14 protein-coding genes and 1 riboswitch are annotated in these 15,551 nt (G+C 69.2%); of the genes, 10 read left to right on the top strand and 4 right to left on the bottom strand.

All coding sequences use genetic code 11. The annotated features are described in order from the left end of the window. Positions 1 to 28: 28 nt before the first annotated feature. Both P3L18_RS00980 and P3L18_RS00975 read right to left on the bottom strand, forming a co-directional pair. Entirely contained in the window at positions 29 to 307 is a 279-nt protein-coding gene (locus tag P3L18_RS00980) for an Lrp/AsnC ligand binding domain-containing protein (RefSeq protein WP_006370539.1), read from the bottom strand. A 4-nt stretch (positions 308 to 311) separates the two neighbouring features. Further along, on the bottom strand, positions 312 to 2,180 hold the full coding sequence (locus tag P3L18_RS00975; RefSeq protein WP_211544604.1) for a DEDD exonuclease domain-containing protein: 1,869 nt from the start codon (positions 2,178 to 2,180) through the stop codon (positions 312 to 314). 605 nt (positions 2,181 to 2,785) lie between these two features. Next, positions 2,786 to 2,955, top strand: a riboswitch (cyclic di-AMP (ydaO/yuaA leader). Positions 2,956 to 2,971: 16 nt separating this feature from the next. Here P3L18_RS00975 and P3L18_RS00970 point away from each other — a divergent pair. The 4 genes from P3L18_RS00970 to P3L18_RS00955 all read left to right on the top strand — a co-directional run bounded on the left by P3L18_RS00970 (position 2,972) and on the right by P3L18_RS00955 (position 7,501). After that, positions 2,972 to 3,559: a C40 family peptidase gene (locus P3L18_RS00970; RefSeq protein WP_006370537.1), complete on the top strand. Its 588-nt coding sequence runs from the start codon at positions 2,972 to 2,974 to the stop codon at positions 3,557 to 3,559. Positions 3,560 to 3,701: 142 nt separating this feature from the next. Next, positions 3,702 to 4,781, top strand: coding sequence for an NlpC/P60 family protein (locus tag P3L18_RS00965; RefSeq protein ID WP_006370536.1), 1,080 nt, complete (start codon positions 3,702 to 3,704; stop codon positions 4,779 to 4,781). A gap of 25 nt (positions 4,782 to 4,806) precedes the next feature. Then, positions 4,807 to 6,354 (top strand): hypothetical protein, encoded by a 1,548-nt coding sequence (locus P3L18_RS00960; RefSeq protein ID WP_276112975.1) that lies wholly within the window; start codon positions 4,807 to 4,809, stop codon positions 6,352 to 6,354. 19 nt (positions 6,355 to 6,373) lie between these two features. Beyond that, a complete protein-coding gene (locus tag P3L18_RS00955; protein WP_014360374.1) occupies positions 6,374 to 7,501 on the top strand; it encodes a glycosyltransferase family 4 protein in 1,128 nt (375 codons plus the stop codon). A 49-nt stretch (positions 7,502 to 7,550) separates the two neighbouring features. On the opposite strand, the gene P3L18_RS00950 is transcribed toward P3L18_RS00955, so the two are convergent. Beyond that, complete coding sequence (locus P3L18_RS00950) at positions 7,551 to 9,353, bottom strand: long-chain fatty acid--CoA ligase (RefSeq protein ID WP_211544606.1); 1,803 nt, start codon at positions 9,351 to 9,353, stop codon at positions 7,551 to 7,553. Positions 9,354 to 9,549: 196 nt separating this feature from the next. Between P3L18_RS00950 and P3L18_RS00945 the strand changes: the two genes are divergently transcribed. The 6 genes from P3L18_RS00945 to P3L18_RS00920 all read left to right on the top strand — a co-directional run bounded on the left by P3L18_RS00945 (position 9,550) and on the right by P3L18_RS00920 (position 14,145). After that, on the top strand, positions 9,550 to 9,972 hold the full coding sequence (locus tag P3L18_RS00945; RefSeq protein ID WP_006370532.1) for a hypothetical protein: 423 nt from the start codon (positions 9,550 to 9,552) through the stop codon (positions 9,970 to 9,972). Beyond that, positions 9,972 to 10,409, top strand: a complete 438-nt coding sequence (locus tag P3L18_RS00940; RefSeq protein ID WP_276112974.1) for an SRPBCC family protein — start codon at positions 9,972 to 9,974, stop codon at positions 10,407 to 10,409. Before P3L18_RS00945 ends, P3L18_RS00940 begins: the two co-directional genes overlap by 1 nt. Positions 10,410 to 10,429: 20 nt before the next feature. Beyond that, entirely contained in the window at positions 10,430 to 11,608 is a 1,179-nt protein-coding gene (locus tag P3L18_RS00935; RefSeq protein WP_006370530.1) for an ArsA-related P-loop ATPase, read from the top strand. Positions 11,609 to 11,728: 120 nt separating this feature from the next. Further along, entirely contained in the window at positions 11,729 to 12,232 is a 504-nt protein-coding gene (locus tag P3L18_RS00930; protein WP_094600712.1) for a hypothetical protein, read from the top strand. Continuing rightward, on the top strand, positions 12,232 to 13,209 hold the full coding sequence (locus tag P3L18_RS00925) for an ROK family protein (protein WP_014360370.1): 978 nt from the start codon (positions 12,232 to 12,234) through the stop codon (positions 13,207 to 13,209). Before P3L18_RS00930 ends, P3L18_RS00925 begins: the two co-directional genes overlap by 1 nt. A 228-nt stretch (positions 13,210 to 13,437) precedes the next feature. Then, positions 13,438 to 14,145, top strand: coding sequence for a lysophospholipid acyltransferase family protein (locus P3L18_RS00920; protein WP_276113134.1), 708 nt, complete (start codon positions 13,438 to 13,440; stop codon positions 14,143 to 14,145). A gap of 13 nt (positions 14,146 to 14,158) precedes the next feature. Here the strand turns inward: P3L18_RS00920 and P3L18_RS00915 are convergent, their stop codons facing one another. Then, positions 14,159 to 15,490 carry a glycosyltransferase 87 family protein gene (locus P3L18_RS00915; protein WP_276113133.1) on the bottom strand — a complete coding sequence of 444 codons (1,332 nt, stop codon included), beginning with the start codon at positions 15,488 to 15,490 and terminating at the stop codon, positions 14,159 to 14,161. Between the last annotated feature and the right edge of the window lie 61 nt (positions 15,491 to 15,551).

The raw sequence follows: 15,551 nt of genomic DNA, 5'->3' as shown, positions 1-15,551 counted from the left end.
GTCACACCTCGAGTCACGTCGACTCGCGCTACTCCTCGCCGATGGAGAAGCCGCCCTCGACCTCCGAGCTGGAGTAGCTGCGGAAGGCGATGTGGGTGGCGGTGTGGGTCACCCCCGGTAGCCGGTTGATCCGGCCGGTCACCACGTCGGCGATCTCCGCGTGGTCACGCACCTTGATCTTGGCGATGAGATCGACGTCGCCGGCACACGAATACACCTCGGCGACGCCGCTGATGTCGGCGACCGCCTGCGCGGTCTCCGGGATGCGGTGAACGTCGGCGTGGATGAGGACGATGGCGGTGATCATGGCATCAGCTTAGGGCGTGGATCCCCCCGGCCCGTACCGCCTTTGCGCGCTGCGCCACGGCCTTCGGGTGCGGGGCCGGCGTCCGGCGGCGGGGCACGGCGGTCTCGGCGGCCGAGCGCGCCGCGGCCGCCCACTCGCCGCGGCACGCGGCCGATCCGACCGGTGACGCGAATCCCTCGGAGCCGGCGACGATCCGCACGCCCGGCTCGCCGAGCCACCGGTACAGCAGTGCCGATTCCTCCGGGGACGCACCCAGCAGCGGCCCTTCCCCGGGTAGCACCGTCTCCGCGGAGGTGACCAACGCGTCGACGACCGGCATGGGGGCCACGCCCCGTCGGGCGTGCCCGGCCGAGGCCAGCCGACCGTGTCGGATCACGGCCAACTCCCAACCACCCGCGCCGTCGGTCCGGGCGACGACGATCTCCGCGATCCGGCAGAGCGCCGAGAGTCGCTGACAGCGTGCCAGCGTGTCGATGGTCGCGGCGACGCGATCGCGGTGACGTGCCGCGGTCTCGAACATCTGCGCGTCGGTGAGCCGATCGAGTTCGTCGATGAGCCTTGACAACAGAGCCGAGTCGCGGCCGGAGAGCAGATCGTGGGCGGCCTGTACCCGGCCGACGTAGTCGGTGACCGTCAGTGGACGGTCGGTGGCCGCGGCGCACCCGCCGAGGACGTCGCCACCGTCGGCGGGGGTCCGGCACCAATGATGTGTCGCGGCGCCCGGCATCCGGGCCCGACAGGTGCGCAGTCCGGCGGCTCGTGAGATCAGCTCCGCGATCTCGGCGGCGCGGTTGCGATTGGCGACCGGTCCGACGGAGTCGGTGCCGGGGGTTCGGGTGATCTGCAGTCGGGGAAATCGCTCGCCGGTCAGCGTGATCCACCAGCCACGGTGGGGACGGGTGGAGCGCCGGTTGTAGGCGGGCGTGTGCGCGACGATCAACCGCAGTTCGCGGACCCCGGCCTCGAGTGCGTGGGCGCATTCGACGTGGTCGACGCGGACGGCGAGGTTGACCATCTCGGCGATCCGGGGTCGTGGGTCGGACCCGTTGAAGTACGACATCACCCGGCGTCGCAGATCCGTCGCGGTACCCACGTAGAGCACCTCGGCGGACGGTCCACGGAACAGGTAGACCCCTGGTCGTGCCGGAAGTCCTTCGGCGAGATGGCGTTTGGCGCGCAGGCGGGGGTTGCCGCGGGGTAGATAAGCGGTCAGGTCGGCGTAGGTGCGCACCCCCTGGTTGCCGATGCGCTCGAGGAGCCGATGCAGGACCTCCACGGTGGCGCGGGCGTCGTCGAGGGCCCGGTGCGTCGGACGCACCGAGACGTCGAACAGGTCGGCGAGGGCACCGAGACGGACGGTGGGGGCCTCGTCACGGGTCAGCACGCGGCGCGCGAGCCGGACGGTGCACAAGCTGGTGTGGAACGGCCAGGCCAGGTCGAGCCGCGCGGCGTTGTGGCGCAGGAATCCCATGTCGAAGCGCGCGTTGTGGGCCACCAGCAGGCATCCGCGCGCGAACTCGACGAAGGAGGACAACACCTCCCCGATCTGTGGGGCGTCGTAGACCATCGCGCTCGTGATCCCGGTCAGCGCGACGATCTGCGGCGGGATCGACCGCTGCGGGTCGACGAGGGTCGCGAACTCACCGAGCACCTCGCCGCCGCGCACCTTCACCGCGCCGATCTCGGTGATGGCGTCGCGGGCCGGATCGCCCCCCGTCGTCTCCAGGTCGACCACCACGATCGTCGTATCGAACAGGGACTGCTCGCCGAAGCCCGCGTCGTCGGTGTCTGCTCCTGCGCCGAGGTCGGCGAAGGAGAGCTGAGCCGTATCAACCACCACGCCGCGAACACTAGTTCGACCCACCGACAGCATTGGCTGGGGTGCGAGTGGCTGCTGTGATCGGTGTGTTCTCGGGCCCGTCGTCGGCGGCGCGCCGATTCTGTCGGTGGCCACTTCTACTGTCGGCTGCGGTGGTCGACACCGGAGCTCGCCCGGCCCGTTGCGCAACGGGCCGGGACGGGCGGACCGGGATGAATCGCCCGCCGACACGTCCGACAGACAGCAAGTGAGATGGAGATCACAAATGTACATCGACTGCGCCAGCTGCCCGGGCCGTCACCGTGCGTGTGACGGCTGCATGATGAACCTCTTCGTAGAGCCTGTGACCAGCGGTGATGGGGACGATCTCGGTGGTCGACGGGTGGCCCGCGAGGTGGGGGATTCCGACGCCGAGATCTGCTCCGCGGTCGATGTGTTCGCTGCTGCTTCGATGGTGAGCACGGCGTCTGCACGATCGGCAAAACTTGCCATCGGCCCTGCATGCGGACCCGGTTCGCGCCCGGGTCTGCGGATTCTGCGAGCCGGTTAGCCGTCACTGCGAATCGGGCCCTTTGTCCCCTAGTGGACAGACACGCATCCGATTTCGTAACCTTTCCGAGACCTTCACAGAGCGTCCCGCTTCAAACCGAAGCGGTCTGGGGAGATCACCGCTCAATCGTCCGACGGACGAACCGGGGAACCACACGTTTTCGGAGCAATCCGGATTGGGGTGAGTCGCGCCCTGGACACAGTTGTGTCCGGATCGCGTAGGGCCATTCTCTCGGCCCGAACCCGACAGCTAACTCGGTAGGCGGTCAAGGGAGAACCAAAGGAGAACTCGTTTCGTGGCCAAACATCGTTTGGAACAGCCGAATCGCGGAGGCATCGCCAAGAAGGCGATGATCGCGGGCTCGCTGACCGTCGGCTCGCTCGCCGTAGCCGCAGGTCCGGCCCTTGCCGCACCGGCTCCGGCGCCCAGTGCGACCATCGAGATCCCGAATCTCGGCAAGTTCACGGTGCCCGGCATCGATCAGAATCAGGTTCCGAACCAGTTCCGCCCGGGTGGTGGCGGTATCACCGCCCCGGTGCAGAGTGCTGCCGAGAAGGCCGTTCGTGCCGCGGAAACCAAGATCGGCGCGCCCTACGTCTACGGCGCCGCCGGCCCCAATGCCTTCGATTGCTCCGGTCTCGTCTACTGGTCCTACCAGCAGGCCGGCAAGACGATCCCGCGCGACAGCTACGGCCAGCTCGGCGGTGGACGCGCGGTGAACTACGCTGACGCGCAGCCGGGCGACGTCCTGATCTTCAACGGTGGTAGCCACGCCGGTCTCTACATCGGCAACGGCCAGTTCATCCACGCCTCCACCGAGGGTGTCCCGGTGCAGAAGGCGTCGGTCAACGCATGGTCGCTGACCGGGGTTCGCCGATACTGATCCCGCTCTCGGTGAGAACGTGTGAGCATGTATTCGGGCGGATCGCGCACAGCGCGATTCGCCCGAACGCGTCGAGGACTACGACGCCCCGGTTGAGGCAGAGGTGACGAGCCCGGGTCCGTGGGGAAGTGGCAAGGGGAATGTGGTGACAATCGTGGGAGCCGGATCGGCGATCGGTCCCAACCGATCGGCGCGCCTGGCGTTGACCACCGTGATCGCGGTGCTCGCGGTCGCGTTGACGCAGATCGGTGCGGTGTTCGGGACGCCGCATGCCGTGGCCGACCCGCCGCAATCGGCGGATCAGCTGCTGGCGCGTTACACCTCGCTGAGCCGTGAGGCCGAGACCTCGGCCGAACAGATGCACAACGCGCAGATCGAGTACGACAAACAGCGTGGCATCGTCGCGCAGTCCAAGAAGGCCGCCGCTGCCGCACAGAGTTCACTCGACCGCTCCCAGGTGTCGCTGAACGAGCTGCAGACGCGCTTCGATTCGCTGGTGCGCATCAGCTATATGGGTGGCCGGTCCAACCGGCTCTACGCCGTCCTCACCAGCAACTCGCCCCAGACCCTGCTCGACCAGATGTCCGGGTTGGAGATGGTCTCGCGTCGCGCCGCCGCCGATCTGTCGGCGCTGAAAAAGGTGCGCGCCCAAACCGTCTCGGACCGCGACGCCGCGAATACGGCAGCCTCGACAGCCACCCGCGCGGTCTCCGACGCCGAACGCGTGCGGGGCGATCTGCAGAAGAAGCAGGCCGAACTGCAGCTACAGGCCGCCCAGATCCGGGTGATCTACCAGAGCCTGACGGGTAAGCAGCTCGCCGCGCTCGCGGGGCCGCGCTTCGACTTCGACCCCGCAGCCGTACCCCGCGGGACAGCCCCCGCACTCGTCGCCGTGCAGGCCGCGCTGACCCGCATCGGCGATCCCTATGTGTGGGGCGCCACCGGCCCCGACTCATTCGACTGCTCGGGCCTGATGGTGTGGGCGTTCAAGCAGGCGGGCAAGCTCCTGCCGCGATCCAGTGAGGCGCAACTCGCCGGCGGCACGCCGGTCTCGCGCCAGGATCTGCAGCCCGGCGATCTCATCATCTATTACCCCGACGCCACGCATGTCGGCATGTACGTCGGCGACGGCTACGTGATCCACGCCTCCACCTTCGGTGTGCCGGTCAAGGTCGTCCCCATCGACGACGCGGGACCGTACAACTCCGCGCGTCGGTACTAGGGGCGTGCTCCGCCCGCGGTGGGCGATGGGCGGGCTCCGCCCGCAGTGGGCGATGGGCGTGCTCCGCCCGCGGTGGGCGACCCTGCGCACCGGGGTGACCACGAGCGCCGGTGCGGTGCTCGTCGTCACGTCGCTGCTGATCACGGCCTGCGGAGGCGACGGTGACGGTGTCGTTTCCGGCACGAGTTCGTCGTCGGCACCGGTGTCGACGAGCAACGTCTATCTGGACCAGCGCTCCCAGGGCGTGACACAGCTCCTCGACGCGCTGTCGACCGCGCTGCGCTCGGGCACCCCCGATCAGCTCGCGGCGCTGCTCGACCCGTCGATCAATCCGGCGCTGCGCGCCCGGTTGCAGACCGTACAGGACAACCTGTCGTCGGCGGTGCGTCGCCCCGACACGCCGGGACGCGGAAAACGGCTGCAGCTCAAGGAGTTCCGTTACCAGCTCGCTCCCACCGAGGAAGTCGAGACCCTGGTCGGCGCCGACGTCCAGGCACGGCTGGATCAGCAGGGCAGCTCCGACACCTGGGTGGCTCCAGTCGAACTGCACGTCGCGCTCGGCGGTGTGAGCACCCCCGGCATCGACGAGGACGAGGTGGTGATCGACACCCAGCTCGTCGCCGCCCGCTACGACGACACCTGGAAACTGGTCGGCGACTCGACCCTGGCCGGTGAGCCCGCACCGCCGACGCAGATGTGGGACCTGCCGGCGCTGGCCGTTGCCGACGTTCCCACCGCGGGTGGCACCTCGGTCATCGCGTCCTATCCGGACGGCGCCGACGATCCCGCGGCCACCTCCGGCGCACCGGCCCCCAACTCTGTGGCGCCCAACTCTGTGGCTCCCGGCTCTGTGGCCCCTGGTTCGACGGCGCCCGGCCCCACCGCCGAGATGGTTGCCCGCATCCGTTCCCTGCTGCCCGGCGCGATCGCCGCGGTATCGGCGTTCTGGGGGACCGGGTGGCCCCAGCGTTCGGTGGTGGTGAGCACCGCCGCCGACGACCAATTCCACGCCCTGGCCGCCTCGGCCACCGACACCGCCGCGGCCGCCACCATCTACGCCCACCTCGACCTGTCCGCCGGCTCGGTGACGGGCCAGCGTGTCCTGCTCACCCCGGTGGCCCGTGACCTGCCCGCACCGGCACTCGGCGTGGTCCTGCGTCACGAACTCACCCACGTCGCCACCCGCGCGCAGACCGCGACCACCGCGCCGATGTGGCTCACCGAGGGAGTGGCCGAGTACGTCGGGCGCAAGGGCACCTACACACGTCCCGCCGATGCCGCCCCGGATCTCGCGGCCGCGGTGCAGGCCGGTGACACCCCGGCCGATCTGCCGACCGATCAGCAGTTCTCCGTCGACGCCGAGTCCTCGCGGACGGCCTATCAGTCGGCCTGGTCGGTGGCGACCTTCGTCGCGGCGACTTTCGGCGAACCCAGGCTGCGGGCGCTGTACGTGGCGGCGGGTGCATCGAGCGACGCCACGCGCGCCGATGCCGCGTTGTCGGCCACCCTGGGTATCACGCGGGCCCAGTTCGTTGCCCGGTGGCGGGCGTGGCTGACGGCCGAACTGCGATGAGATCGGCAAGGATGGTGGCGTGACGCACCGAACGCTCCTGGTGACCAACGATTTTCCGCCGCGGCGTGGCGGAATCCAGTCCTACCTGCAGAATCTCGTGGATCTGCTGGATCCGGACGATGTGGTGGTCTACGCCCCGCGCTGGCGCGGACGCAGCCACGAGGAGTTCGACGCCGCGGTACCCTACCGGGTCTATCGGCATCCGACGACGCTGATGTTGCCCACCCCATTCGTCGCTCGTCGCGCCGCGAAAATCATTCGGGACGAAGACATCTCGACGGTGTGGTTCGGGGCGGCCGCGCCGTTGGCGGTGCTGTCGGGATATCTGCGTCGGGCCGGGGCCCGCCGCATCATCGCCAGCACACACGGGCACGAGGTCGGGTGGTCGATGATCCCGGGGGCGCGCGGCATCCTGCGCTACATCGGCAACCACACCGACGTCATCACCTACGTCAGCCGCTACACCCGCGGCCGATTCGCGTCGGCGTTCGGTCCGCGTGCCGCATTGGAGTATCTCCCGCCGGGCGTCGACGTCACCCGGTTCGCTCCGGATCTTGCGTCGCGCCGACGACTTCGTGCCGAGCTGGGACTCGGTGACCGACCCACCATCCTGTGTCTGTCACGGCTGGTGCCGCGCAAGGGGCAGGACGTCCTGATCCGTGCACTGCCGCTGATCCGGTCGGAGATCGCCGACGCCGCACTCGTGATCGTCGGGGGCGGACCTTACGCCGAGAAGCTCCACGACATCGCCCACGCGGAGGGTGTCAGTGAGCACGTCCTGTTCACCGGGCCGGTCCCGGCCGCCGAACTCGCCGCCTACCACACCATCGCCGACGTCTTCGCCATGCCGGCGCGCACCCGGGGCAAGGGCCTCGACGTCGAGGGCCTGGGCATCGTCTACCTGGAGGCGTCGTCCTGCGGTGTGCCGGTGGTCGCCGGCCTCTCCGGCGGCGCCCCGGAGACCGTCCGCGAGGGGGTCACCGGAACCGTCGTCGACGGCACCGATGTCGCCGGGGTCGCGCTCGCGCTCATCGGGATCCTCTCCGATCGCGACGCCGCCGCCGAGATGGGCCGTCAGGGACGCCGATTCGTCGAGGACCACTGGCAGTGGTCGCAGATGGCCGCGCGGCTACGTCAGCTGCTGTGATCGGCTCCGGCCGGTGGTGTCGACGACCCAGGCGGCGCCGACGGGCGACTCAGCGCTTGGCGTAGAGCGCGTCGATGTCGCCGGCGTACTTGTCGACGACCACGTTGCGCTTGACCTTCAGCGTCGGGGTCATCTCGCCGGTCTCCTCGCTGAAATCGTCACCGAGAATCCGGAACTTCTTGATCGACTCGGCGTGCGAGACAGTCTTGTTGGCCTCGTCGACGGCCGACTGGATCGCCGCGCGTAGGTCGGGGTCGTCGGCGAGGTCGGCCACCGATGCGTCGGCGGGCTTGCCGTTGCGTTCCTTCCACGCCGGGAAGGCCTCGGGGTCGACGGTGATCAATGCGGCGATGAACGGCTTCTGATCGCCGACCACGACGGCCTGCGAGACCAGGGCGTCGGCACGGATGACATCCTCGAGGCCGGCGGGCGAGACGTTCTTGCCGCCCGCGGTGACGATGAGTTCCTTCTTGCGCCCGGTGATCTTCAGGAACCCCTCGTCGTCGAGTGATCCGAGATCGCCGGTGTGGAACCAGCCGTCGGTGATGGCGGCGGCGCTGGCCTCCTCGTTGTGCCAGTACTCCTTGAACACCACGCCGCCACGCAGCAGGATCTCCCCATCCTCGGCGATCCGAACGGCGTTGCTCGCCAACGGTTTCCCGACGGTGCCGATCTTGACCGCGCCCGGGGTGTTGACGGTCACCGCCGCAGTCGTCTCGGTCAGGCCGTAGCCCTCGTAGACCGGGATACCGATCCCGGAGAAGAAGAATCCCAGGCGTGACCCGAGTGGCCCGCCCCCGGAAATCGCGAGCTCGCACTCGCCGCCGAGCGCGGCGCGGAGTTTGCCGTAGACGAGCTTGTCGAACAGGGTGTGCTTGGCGCGCAACACGATTCCGACGTCGCCGCGTTCGGCGGCGGCGGCGTGGTCGATGGCGGTGGCCGCCGCCATGTCGAAGATCCGGCCCTTGCCCTCGTCGTGGGCCTTCTGGCGGGCCGTGTTGTAGACCTTCTCGAACACGCGGGGTACCGAGAGGATCAGCGATGGCTTGAACACCGCGAATTCCGGTACGAGGCCCGGGATGTCGTTGGTGAAGCCCACCTCGACACCGGCCTCCATGGCCACCAGGGTGATCGCGCGCGCCAGCACATGGGCCAGCGGCAGGAACATCAGCAACCGCTTGCCGGGGGCGAGCAACTGCGACATGTTGCCCTCGAGCACCCCACGGACCTCCGAGAGCATGTTGGCGTGTGTCAGCTCGCACCCCTTGGGGCGGCCGGTGGTGCCCGAGGTGTAGATCAGCGTCGCCGGGTCGCCCGCGTGGACCGTCGCACGACGCTTGGTGACCTCGTCGTCGTCGACCTCGGCGCCCGCGGTCGTCAATTGTTCGACCGCGCCCGGCCCGTCGGCCGGATCGATCTGCAGGACCCGCACCGGATGGTCGAGACTCGCGCCCTCGTAGAGCTTCCGGTGCTCGTCGGATTCGACGATGATCGTCGACGCCGCGGAGTCGGTCATGATCCACTCGATCTGCGAGCTCGACGACGAGTCGTAGATCGGCACGGTGATCGCCCCGGCCGACCAGATCGCGAAGTCCAGCAGCACCCATTCCAGGCGGGTCGCCGACAGCAGCGCCACCCGATCGCCGGGCTGTACGCCGGAGGCGATCAAGCCCTTGGCCAGAGCGGTGATCCGCGCGGCGATGTCATCGGCGCGCACCGGCTCCCATGTCGCTCCCTCCTTGCGGCGGAAGACGGTTTGGCCCGGCGTGCGTTCGGCGATGCCGAAGATGATCGAGGTGGCGTTCTCATCGGCCTCGATGGTGAACCTCGCGGGAACGCTGTACTCGCTCATATCCTGCACCTTTCGACCGTCAACGATGACCTGACCATCGTAACGACGACCGTTGGCACGAGGCGGCGGGGTGGGCCGGGACCGGGTGAGGTCGTTGCGCCGCCGATCGGGTTCGCCGCGAGGCACGTGCGGTGCAGACGATGCCGGAGCAGACGTTGCCTACCGATCGGCCGCGCCGATATGTGAAGCTGGAGTCGTGACGAGCATTCAGGTTGCCGACGACACCTTCGTTGCCGCGGACCCGGTGAGTGCGGCCGACGTGGTGGGGGACCGGACCAGGTGGCGCCGATGGTGGCCCGATCTGCATCTCGAGGTCGTCGAGGACCGGGCGGCCGCCGGGGTGCGCTGGCGCGTGTCGGGGCCGATCGACGGGACGATGGAGATCTGGTGCGAGCCCGTGCTCGACGGTTTCGTCCTGCATTACTTCCTGCATGCCGAACCGGCCGCGTCGGTGGTCGGCGGCGGGCGGTCGGACCGAGAGCGCGCGGACCTGCTCGCCGAACTCAACCGGCAGCGCCGGGTGGCCGGCAAGGTGATGGCCTTCGAGTGCAAGGACGTCCTCGAGGACGGTCGCGGCGTCGGCGAGCCCGCGGCCGCGTCCGGCCGGACGGGTGCGTGATGGCCGACCGCACGGAACGTTCGATCGTGGTCAACGCCGACGCCGTCGACATCATGGCGGTGATCGCCGACTTCGACAACTATCCCGAATGGGTCAGTGCGGCCCGCGAAGTCCAAGTCAGCGAACGGGATTCGGCGGGTCGCGCGCGCCGGGTACGGTTTGTGCTCGACGCCGGGGTGCTGCGCGACACCTACGAATTGCGGTACGAGTGGGACGCCGACGGCACCGGGGTGTCGTGGGAGCTGGTCTCCAGTGACCTGCAACGCGATCAGCGGGGCCGCTACGAGGTCGTCCAACAGGTGCCCGGCTCGAGCAAGGTCACCTACACACTGATGGTGGACCTGATGGTGCCGATGATCGGGCAACTCAAGAGACGCGCCGAGAAGGCCATCACCGATGCCGCCCTCAACGACCTGAAGAAGAGGGTCGAAGGCTGATCGATCTCACTCCCATCCACGTGGTGCTGGGGCCGGGGGGGTCCGGGATCTCCGTGGTCGCGGCCGCCGGAGCACTGCGTCGTGACCGCGGTCGTAACCGCGCCCGCGCACCGCTGGCCCGGCCGGACCGCCACACCCTACTGATCACCGTCGACCGGCTCTCACCGACCCCGGATCTGTTGGGGGTCTTCCGAATGCCCGGCTCGAGCGTCGCGGTCTCCTCGGGCGTACACCTGTTGACCCTGGACCGGCTGGAGTCGCTGGAGAAGACCTGGGCGGTGTTCGCCGAGTTGCTCACCGCCGGTATCCGGGGCGCCAAGACGAGGTTGCCGGTGCTGGCCACGCTGGCCGGCATCGACGCCGCCGAACTCGCCGCGCTGCCGGGCGTCGAGGAATTCCTGCTGCTGCGGCGCATCCGCGACGAGGCCACCAGCGGCACCTGGGAACGCATCGTCGTCGATCTGTCCGGGGTGGCCGATCCGTACTCCCTGCTGCGGGCGCCGACGATCCTGCTGCAGGCCCTCGAACGGTTGTGGCCGCGCCACCGACGTCTCGCGGCGGCCGCCGACACACCGATGCTCGCGCAGCTGACCGCCGCCGTCGACGCCATCGCCGGCGACTGCGACGACATCGCGGAGTTGCTCACCGATCCGCACGTCGTCGCCGGGCATCTCGTCGTGGCGGCCGACGCACGCGGCGCCGGTGCGCTCCCCCGACATCTCGCGATCGCCGACCTGATGGGATTTCCGATGCGATCGATCGTGGTGAACCGGGGCGTCGGTGCCGGCGCGCCCGTCGAGGTGGTCGTCGACGACCCGCACGTGGCCGTGTCCACCGTCGAGCTCGCCGCCGCCCCACTGGATCGACCGGCGCGGCTACGCAAACTCGCTGTGTCACTTGCCCGACCGACCGGCGCCGCGCGCGGCAGCGGCGATGCCGAGGTGAGGACGGTGTCCGGTACGGGGCTCGACACCGTCTTCGAGATGTCGTGGGAGCAGCGGCTGCCCGACCCCAGCCGGTTCGACCTGGGCCGCAGTGGCGACGACCTGCTCGTCACCGTCGACGGGTTCCGTCACGCGGTGCGGCTGCCGTCGGTGCTGCGGCGCTGCCACGTCGGTGAGGCGAGCTGGGACGGCCAACGGATCAGGGTGCGCTTCACCCCGGATCCGGCCGTCTGGCCACGGGACCGTCAGGCCTGAGGCTGCGCAAGCGCGCGCCCCCGGAATGGAGGCGGGCGTGCCGCAGAGGGTACCGTGCTTGTGCACACGAATCGCCAGATGGAGTATCGACCGGATGAGCCGAGCGTATGAGGCGAGGGCATGAGCACTGACGACACCAGCCGTGGCGCCGACACCGGGTCGGGTTCGGCGCGCGGTGGCGAGTCGACGGGCGACCCACTACGCGACCTGCTGCTCGCGCTGGCCGCCCAGATCGACGTCGTCGCGGGTTGGTTCGGCACCGGTGCATCGGGGCCCACCGGCAGAACGGGGCCCACCGGCACCGCACGACCGGCCGCGTCCGGATCGGGCGGTCCCACCGCGGCCGGTGCCTTCCTCGGCGACGGATCGGCTGCGGCCGCCGTCGGTGAGATCACCTCACTGATGCAGGAGATCGGGGATCTGCTCGCGCGGCTGATCGCCGCACTCATCACCCTGCTGGAGGCGATCGCGGCGGCTTTGCGCAGCGCGCCCGCCGACGCCGGGACACCACCGCGGCGCTACCAGCCGATCGCGGTGCGACTCGAGGCCGCCCCGCAGACACCGCCGACCGGTGCGTCGCGCAAACACGGCGTGGTCGACCCGACATCGGAAAGTGAGAAGTGATGGGCGAGTTGACAATCGGCATCGACATCGGCGGCACCAGCGTGCGTGCCGCCGTGGTCGACGACTCGGGCGTCATGCTCGACACCCTGCGCGCGGCGACCCCGCCGACGGCCCAGGCCCTCGAACACTGCCTCGACCGTCTGGTCGGCGAGCTGACCTCGCGCTGGGCGGCCAAGGCCGTCGGGATGGCGATCGCGGGCTTCCTCACCCCCGATCGCGAGGTGGTGCGATTCGCCCCCCATCTGCCATGGCGGGAGGCCCGGGTCGCCGAGGAGATGACCGCGCGCATCGGTATCCCGGTGTTCACCGAACACGACGCGAACTCGGCCGCGGTGGCCGAACGTCACTACGGGGCGGCGGCCCGCGGACACAATGTGCTGGTGCTGGCGATCGGCACCGGCATCGGTGCGGGGCTGCTGATCGACGGGGAGATCTATCGCGGCAGCTTCGGTGTCGCACCGGAGCTCGGGCACCTCACCATCGTCCCGGACGGCCGTCCATGCTCCTGCGGTAAGCGCGGATGTTGGGAAAGGTACTGCAGCGGAACGGCTTTGGTCGACACAGTGGTCGAGTTGCTTGCCGACGGCGACTGGGGTCGCAGCCAGCTCGCGACCGACGTGGCCGCCGACCCCGGGTCGTTGACCGGCCGACGGGTGGCCGGTGCCGCCGCCGACGGCGACGCGGTGGCGGTGGCCGCCTTCGCCGAGTTCGCCGCTTCGCTCGGCCAGGGGCTGGCGATGATCGCCGACGTCTTCGACCCCGATCTCATCGTCATCGCCGGCGGTGTCGGGACCGCGTCGGGGCTGTACCTCGATGAGGCCCGCGAACACTATGCGCGTCTGATCACCGGGGCCGGCCATCGGCAGCTCGCGCGCATCCGCGGTACGCAACTCGGTGAGAACGCGGGGGTGCTCGGTGCCGCCGAGGTCGCCCGCCAGGGGATCAGTGCGCGCGTGCCGCAGGTCGCCGATGTCTGATGTCCCGATGTCCCGATGTCCCGATGTCCGATGTCCTCGATGTCCGACGGCGCCCGATGCCCATGCGTGATGGCGACCGGAACCTCATGGCGGCGTCGGCGGATGCCACAGTCCTGTCCGTCGGGTGGCCGATGTCTCACGGGCACCGGCTGGGGTGAGTAGAGTTCACAACCGGATCGAGTGGCCGGAAAGCGCTCGTCGGTGCGACGAAGGGTAGTGACACACGCGATGTGGTACCAGGTGTTCAAATACGTGCTGCTGGGCCCGCTGCTCCGGTTGTTGGGGCGGCCGACGATCGAAGGGCTGGAGAACATTCCGGCGCGCGGACCGGCCATCCTGGCCAGCAACCACCTGGCGGTGATGGACAGTTTCTTCCTCCCGCTGATGTGCCCGCGTCGCATCTACTTCCTGGCCAAGGCCGAGTACTTCACCGGTACCGGGCTCAAGGGTGGATTCCAGCGGTGGTTCTACACCGCGGTCGGGCAGATCCCCATCGACCGGTCCGGGGCGGAGGCGGCCGCCGGTGCATTGACCTCGGCGAGCCGGCAGCTCGAAAAGGGTGAGCTGATGGGCATGTACCCCGAGGGCACCCGATCACCCGACGGTCGGCTCTACAAGGGCAAGACCGGGCTCGCGCGGATCGCTCTGGAGACCGGGGTGCCGGTGATCCCGGTCGCGATGATCGGTACCAACAAGTTCAATCCGCCTGGGACGGTGATGTTTCGGCCGACCAAGGTGACCGTCCGGGTGGGTAAGCCGCTGAACTTCGATCGCTACGAGGGCATGCAGGGCAACCGGTTCATCGAACGTGCCGTCACCGACGAGATCATGTACGAGCTGATGCGTCTGTCGGGGCAGCAGTACGTCGACGTCTACGCGGCCAGCCTCAAGGAGCGCACGCCCGCAGACGCCGTGGAGTCCAAGCCCGCAGCCTGAGCGGGCGAGCGCCTCAGCTCGTGTGGGTCTGGGCGAGTTCGGCCCGGCCGGTGGCCTCGTCGGCACTCGGCGCGCGCAAGCCTTCGGCCGGGAACCGCCAGATCACCACGAGGGCGGCAATACCCCAGATCGAATACGAACTCCCGACGATCTGCGCGAGCACCGACCACGAGGCCGAACTCTGTGGGAGGAACTGAAAAGGCCCGAGGGAGAACAGGATCAGCCCGAGCGCGGCCAACCCGAGATGGGCGATCCTGGTGCCGCGAGACGACGTGCGCGCGGCGACCGTGATGGCGGTCAGGATCAGCGGGATCGCCCACACCCAGTGATGCGCCCACGAGGTGGGGGAGACGAGCAGACCCCAGACCGCGATCGCGCAGGTCGCCAGCACCGCATTGATCCGCGCCGCGGGGCCGGCGCCCGCCGCGAACGCCTCCCGGGGACGGCAGACGTGCACCGCGCACAACGCCAGCACGGTGACCGCCAACGAACTGAGCACCCAGGCGATCTGACCGTCGATGCCCGGCAGAATGCGCACCCATGCCGCGTTGAGGTTCTGGTTGATGCGTCCGGCCGGATCGCCGATCCGCGTCGTGTGGAACAGCGTGTGCGTCCAGTACCCCAAGGAATCGCGCGGTAGCCACACCGCCGCGAACGCGCCCGCCAGCACGAAGGTGAGTCCGGCGGTGGCGGCCGCGCGCCAGCGGCGGGCGACGGCGAACACGGCGACGAACACCAGCGGGGTCAGCTTGATCGCCGAGGCCAGACCCACCAGGATGCCCTGCGCCCGCGTCCAGGGCTTGCGCACGCGCGCGACGACGAAGACGTCGAGCAGGATCATCGCCATCAGGATGACGTTGACCTGACCGAAACCCATCGTCATCCACACCGGATTGAGCCACAGTGCACCCGCGGTAACGAGTGCCGCCAGCCACCAGCGGTTGGTGCGGGCGCCCAGCGACAACAACGACAGCACGATGTGGACGATGAGCACCAGCAGTGCGATGGTGAGCACAGACATCACCACCCCGGCCACCGCCAGGGGCATGGCACCGAGTGGGACGAAGCCGAGGGCGGCAAACGGCGGATAGGTGAACGGCAACCAGATGCCGTCGCTGGTGAACGGCATCGACCCGTCGGCATACAGGCTCTGGCCCTGCTGCCAGATCTGCGCACCGATCCGGTAGACGTCGAGGTCGATGCGGGTCCGGGTGCCGAAGCTGGAGGTGAACGGCACCCCGAACATCTGCATCCCCGCCGAGGCGAGGAAGATCACGCCGATGACGATGCGCGCGCGCCGGGTCGGCGACCAGCGGCGCAACCGCTCATCCACCGAAGTCAGCATTGTCGTCATGACGGGCTCTTCGTTCCTCTCCGGCGGCGACCCTCGCCGGGTGGCGGGTGAT

Origin of the sequence: Gordonia sp. N1V (assembly GCF_029269935.1) — a bacterium.
GTDB classification, from domain to species: domain Bacteria; phylum Actinomycetota; class Actinomycetes; order Mycobacteriales; family Mycobacteriaceae; genus Gordonia; species Gordonia polyisoprenivorans.
This window is presented reverse-complemented; position numbering and strand designations above follow the sequence as displayed.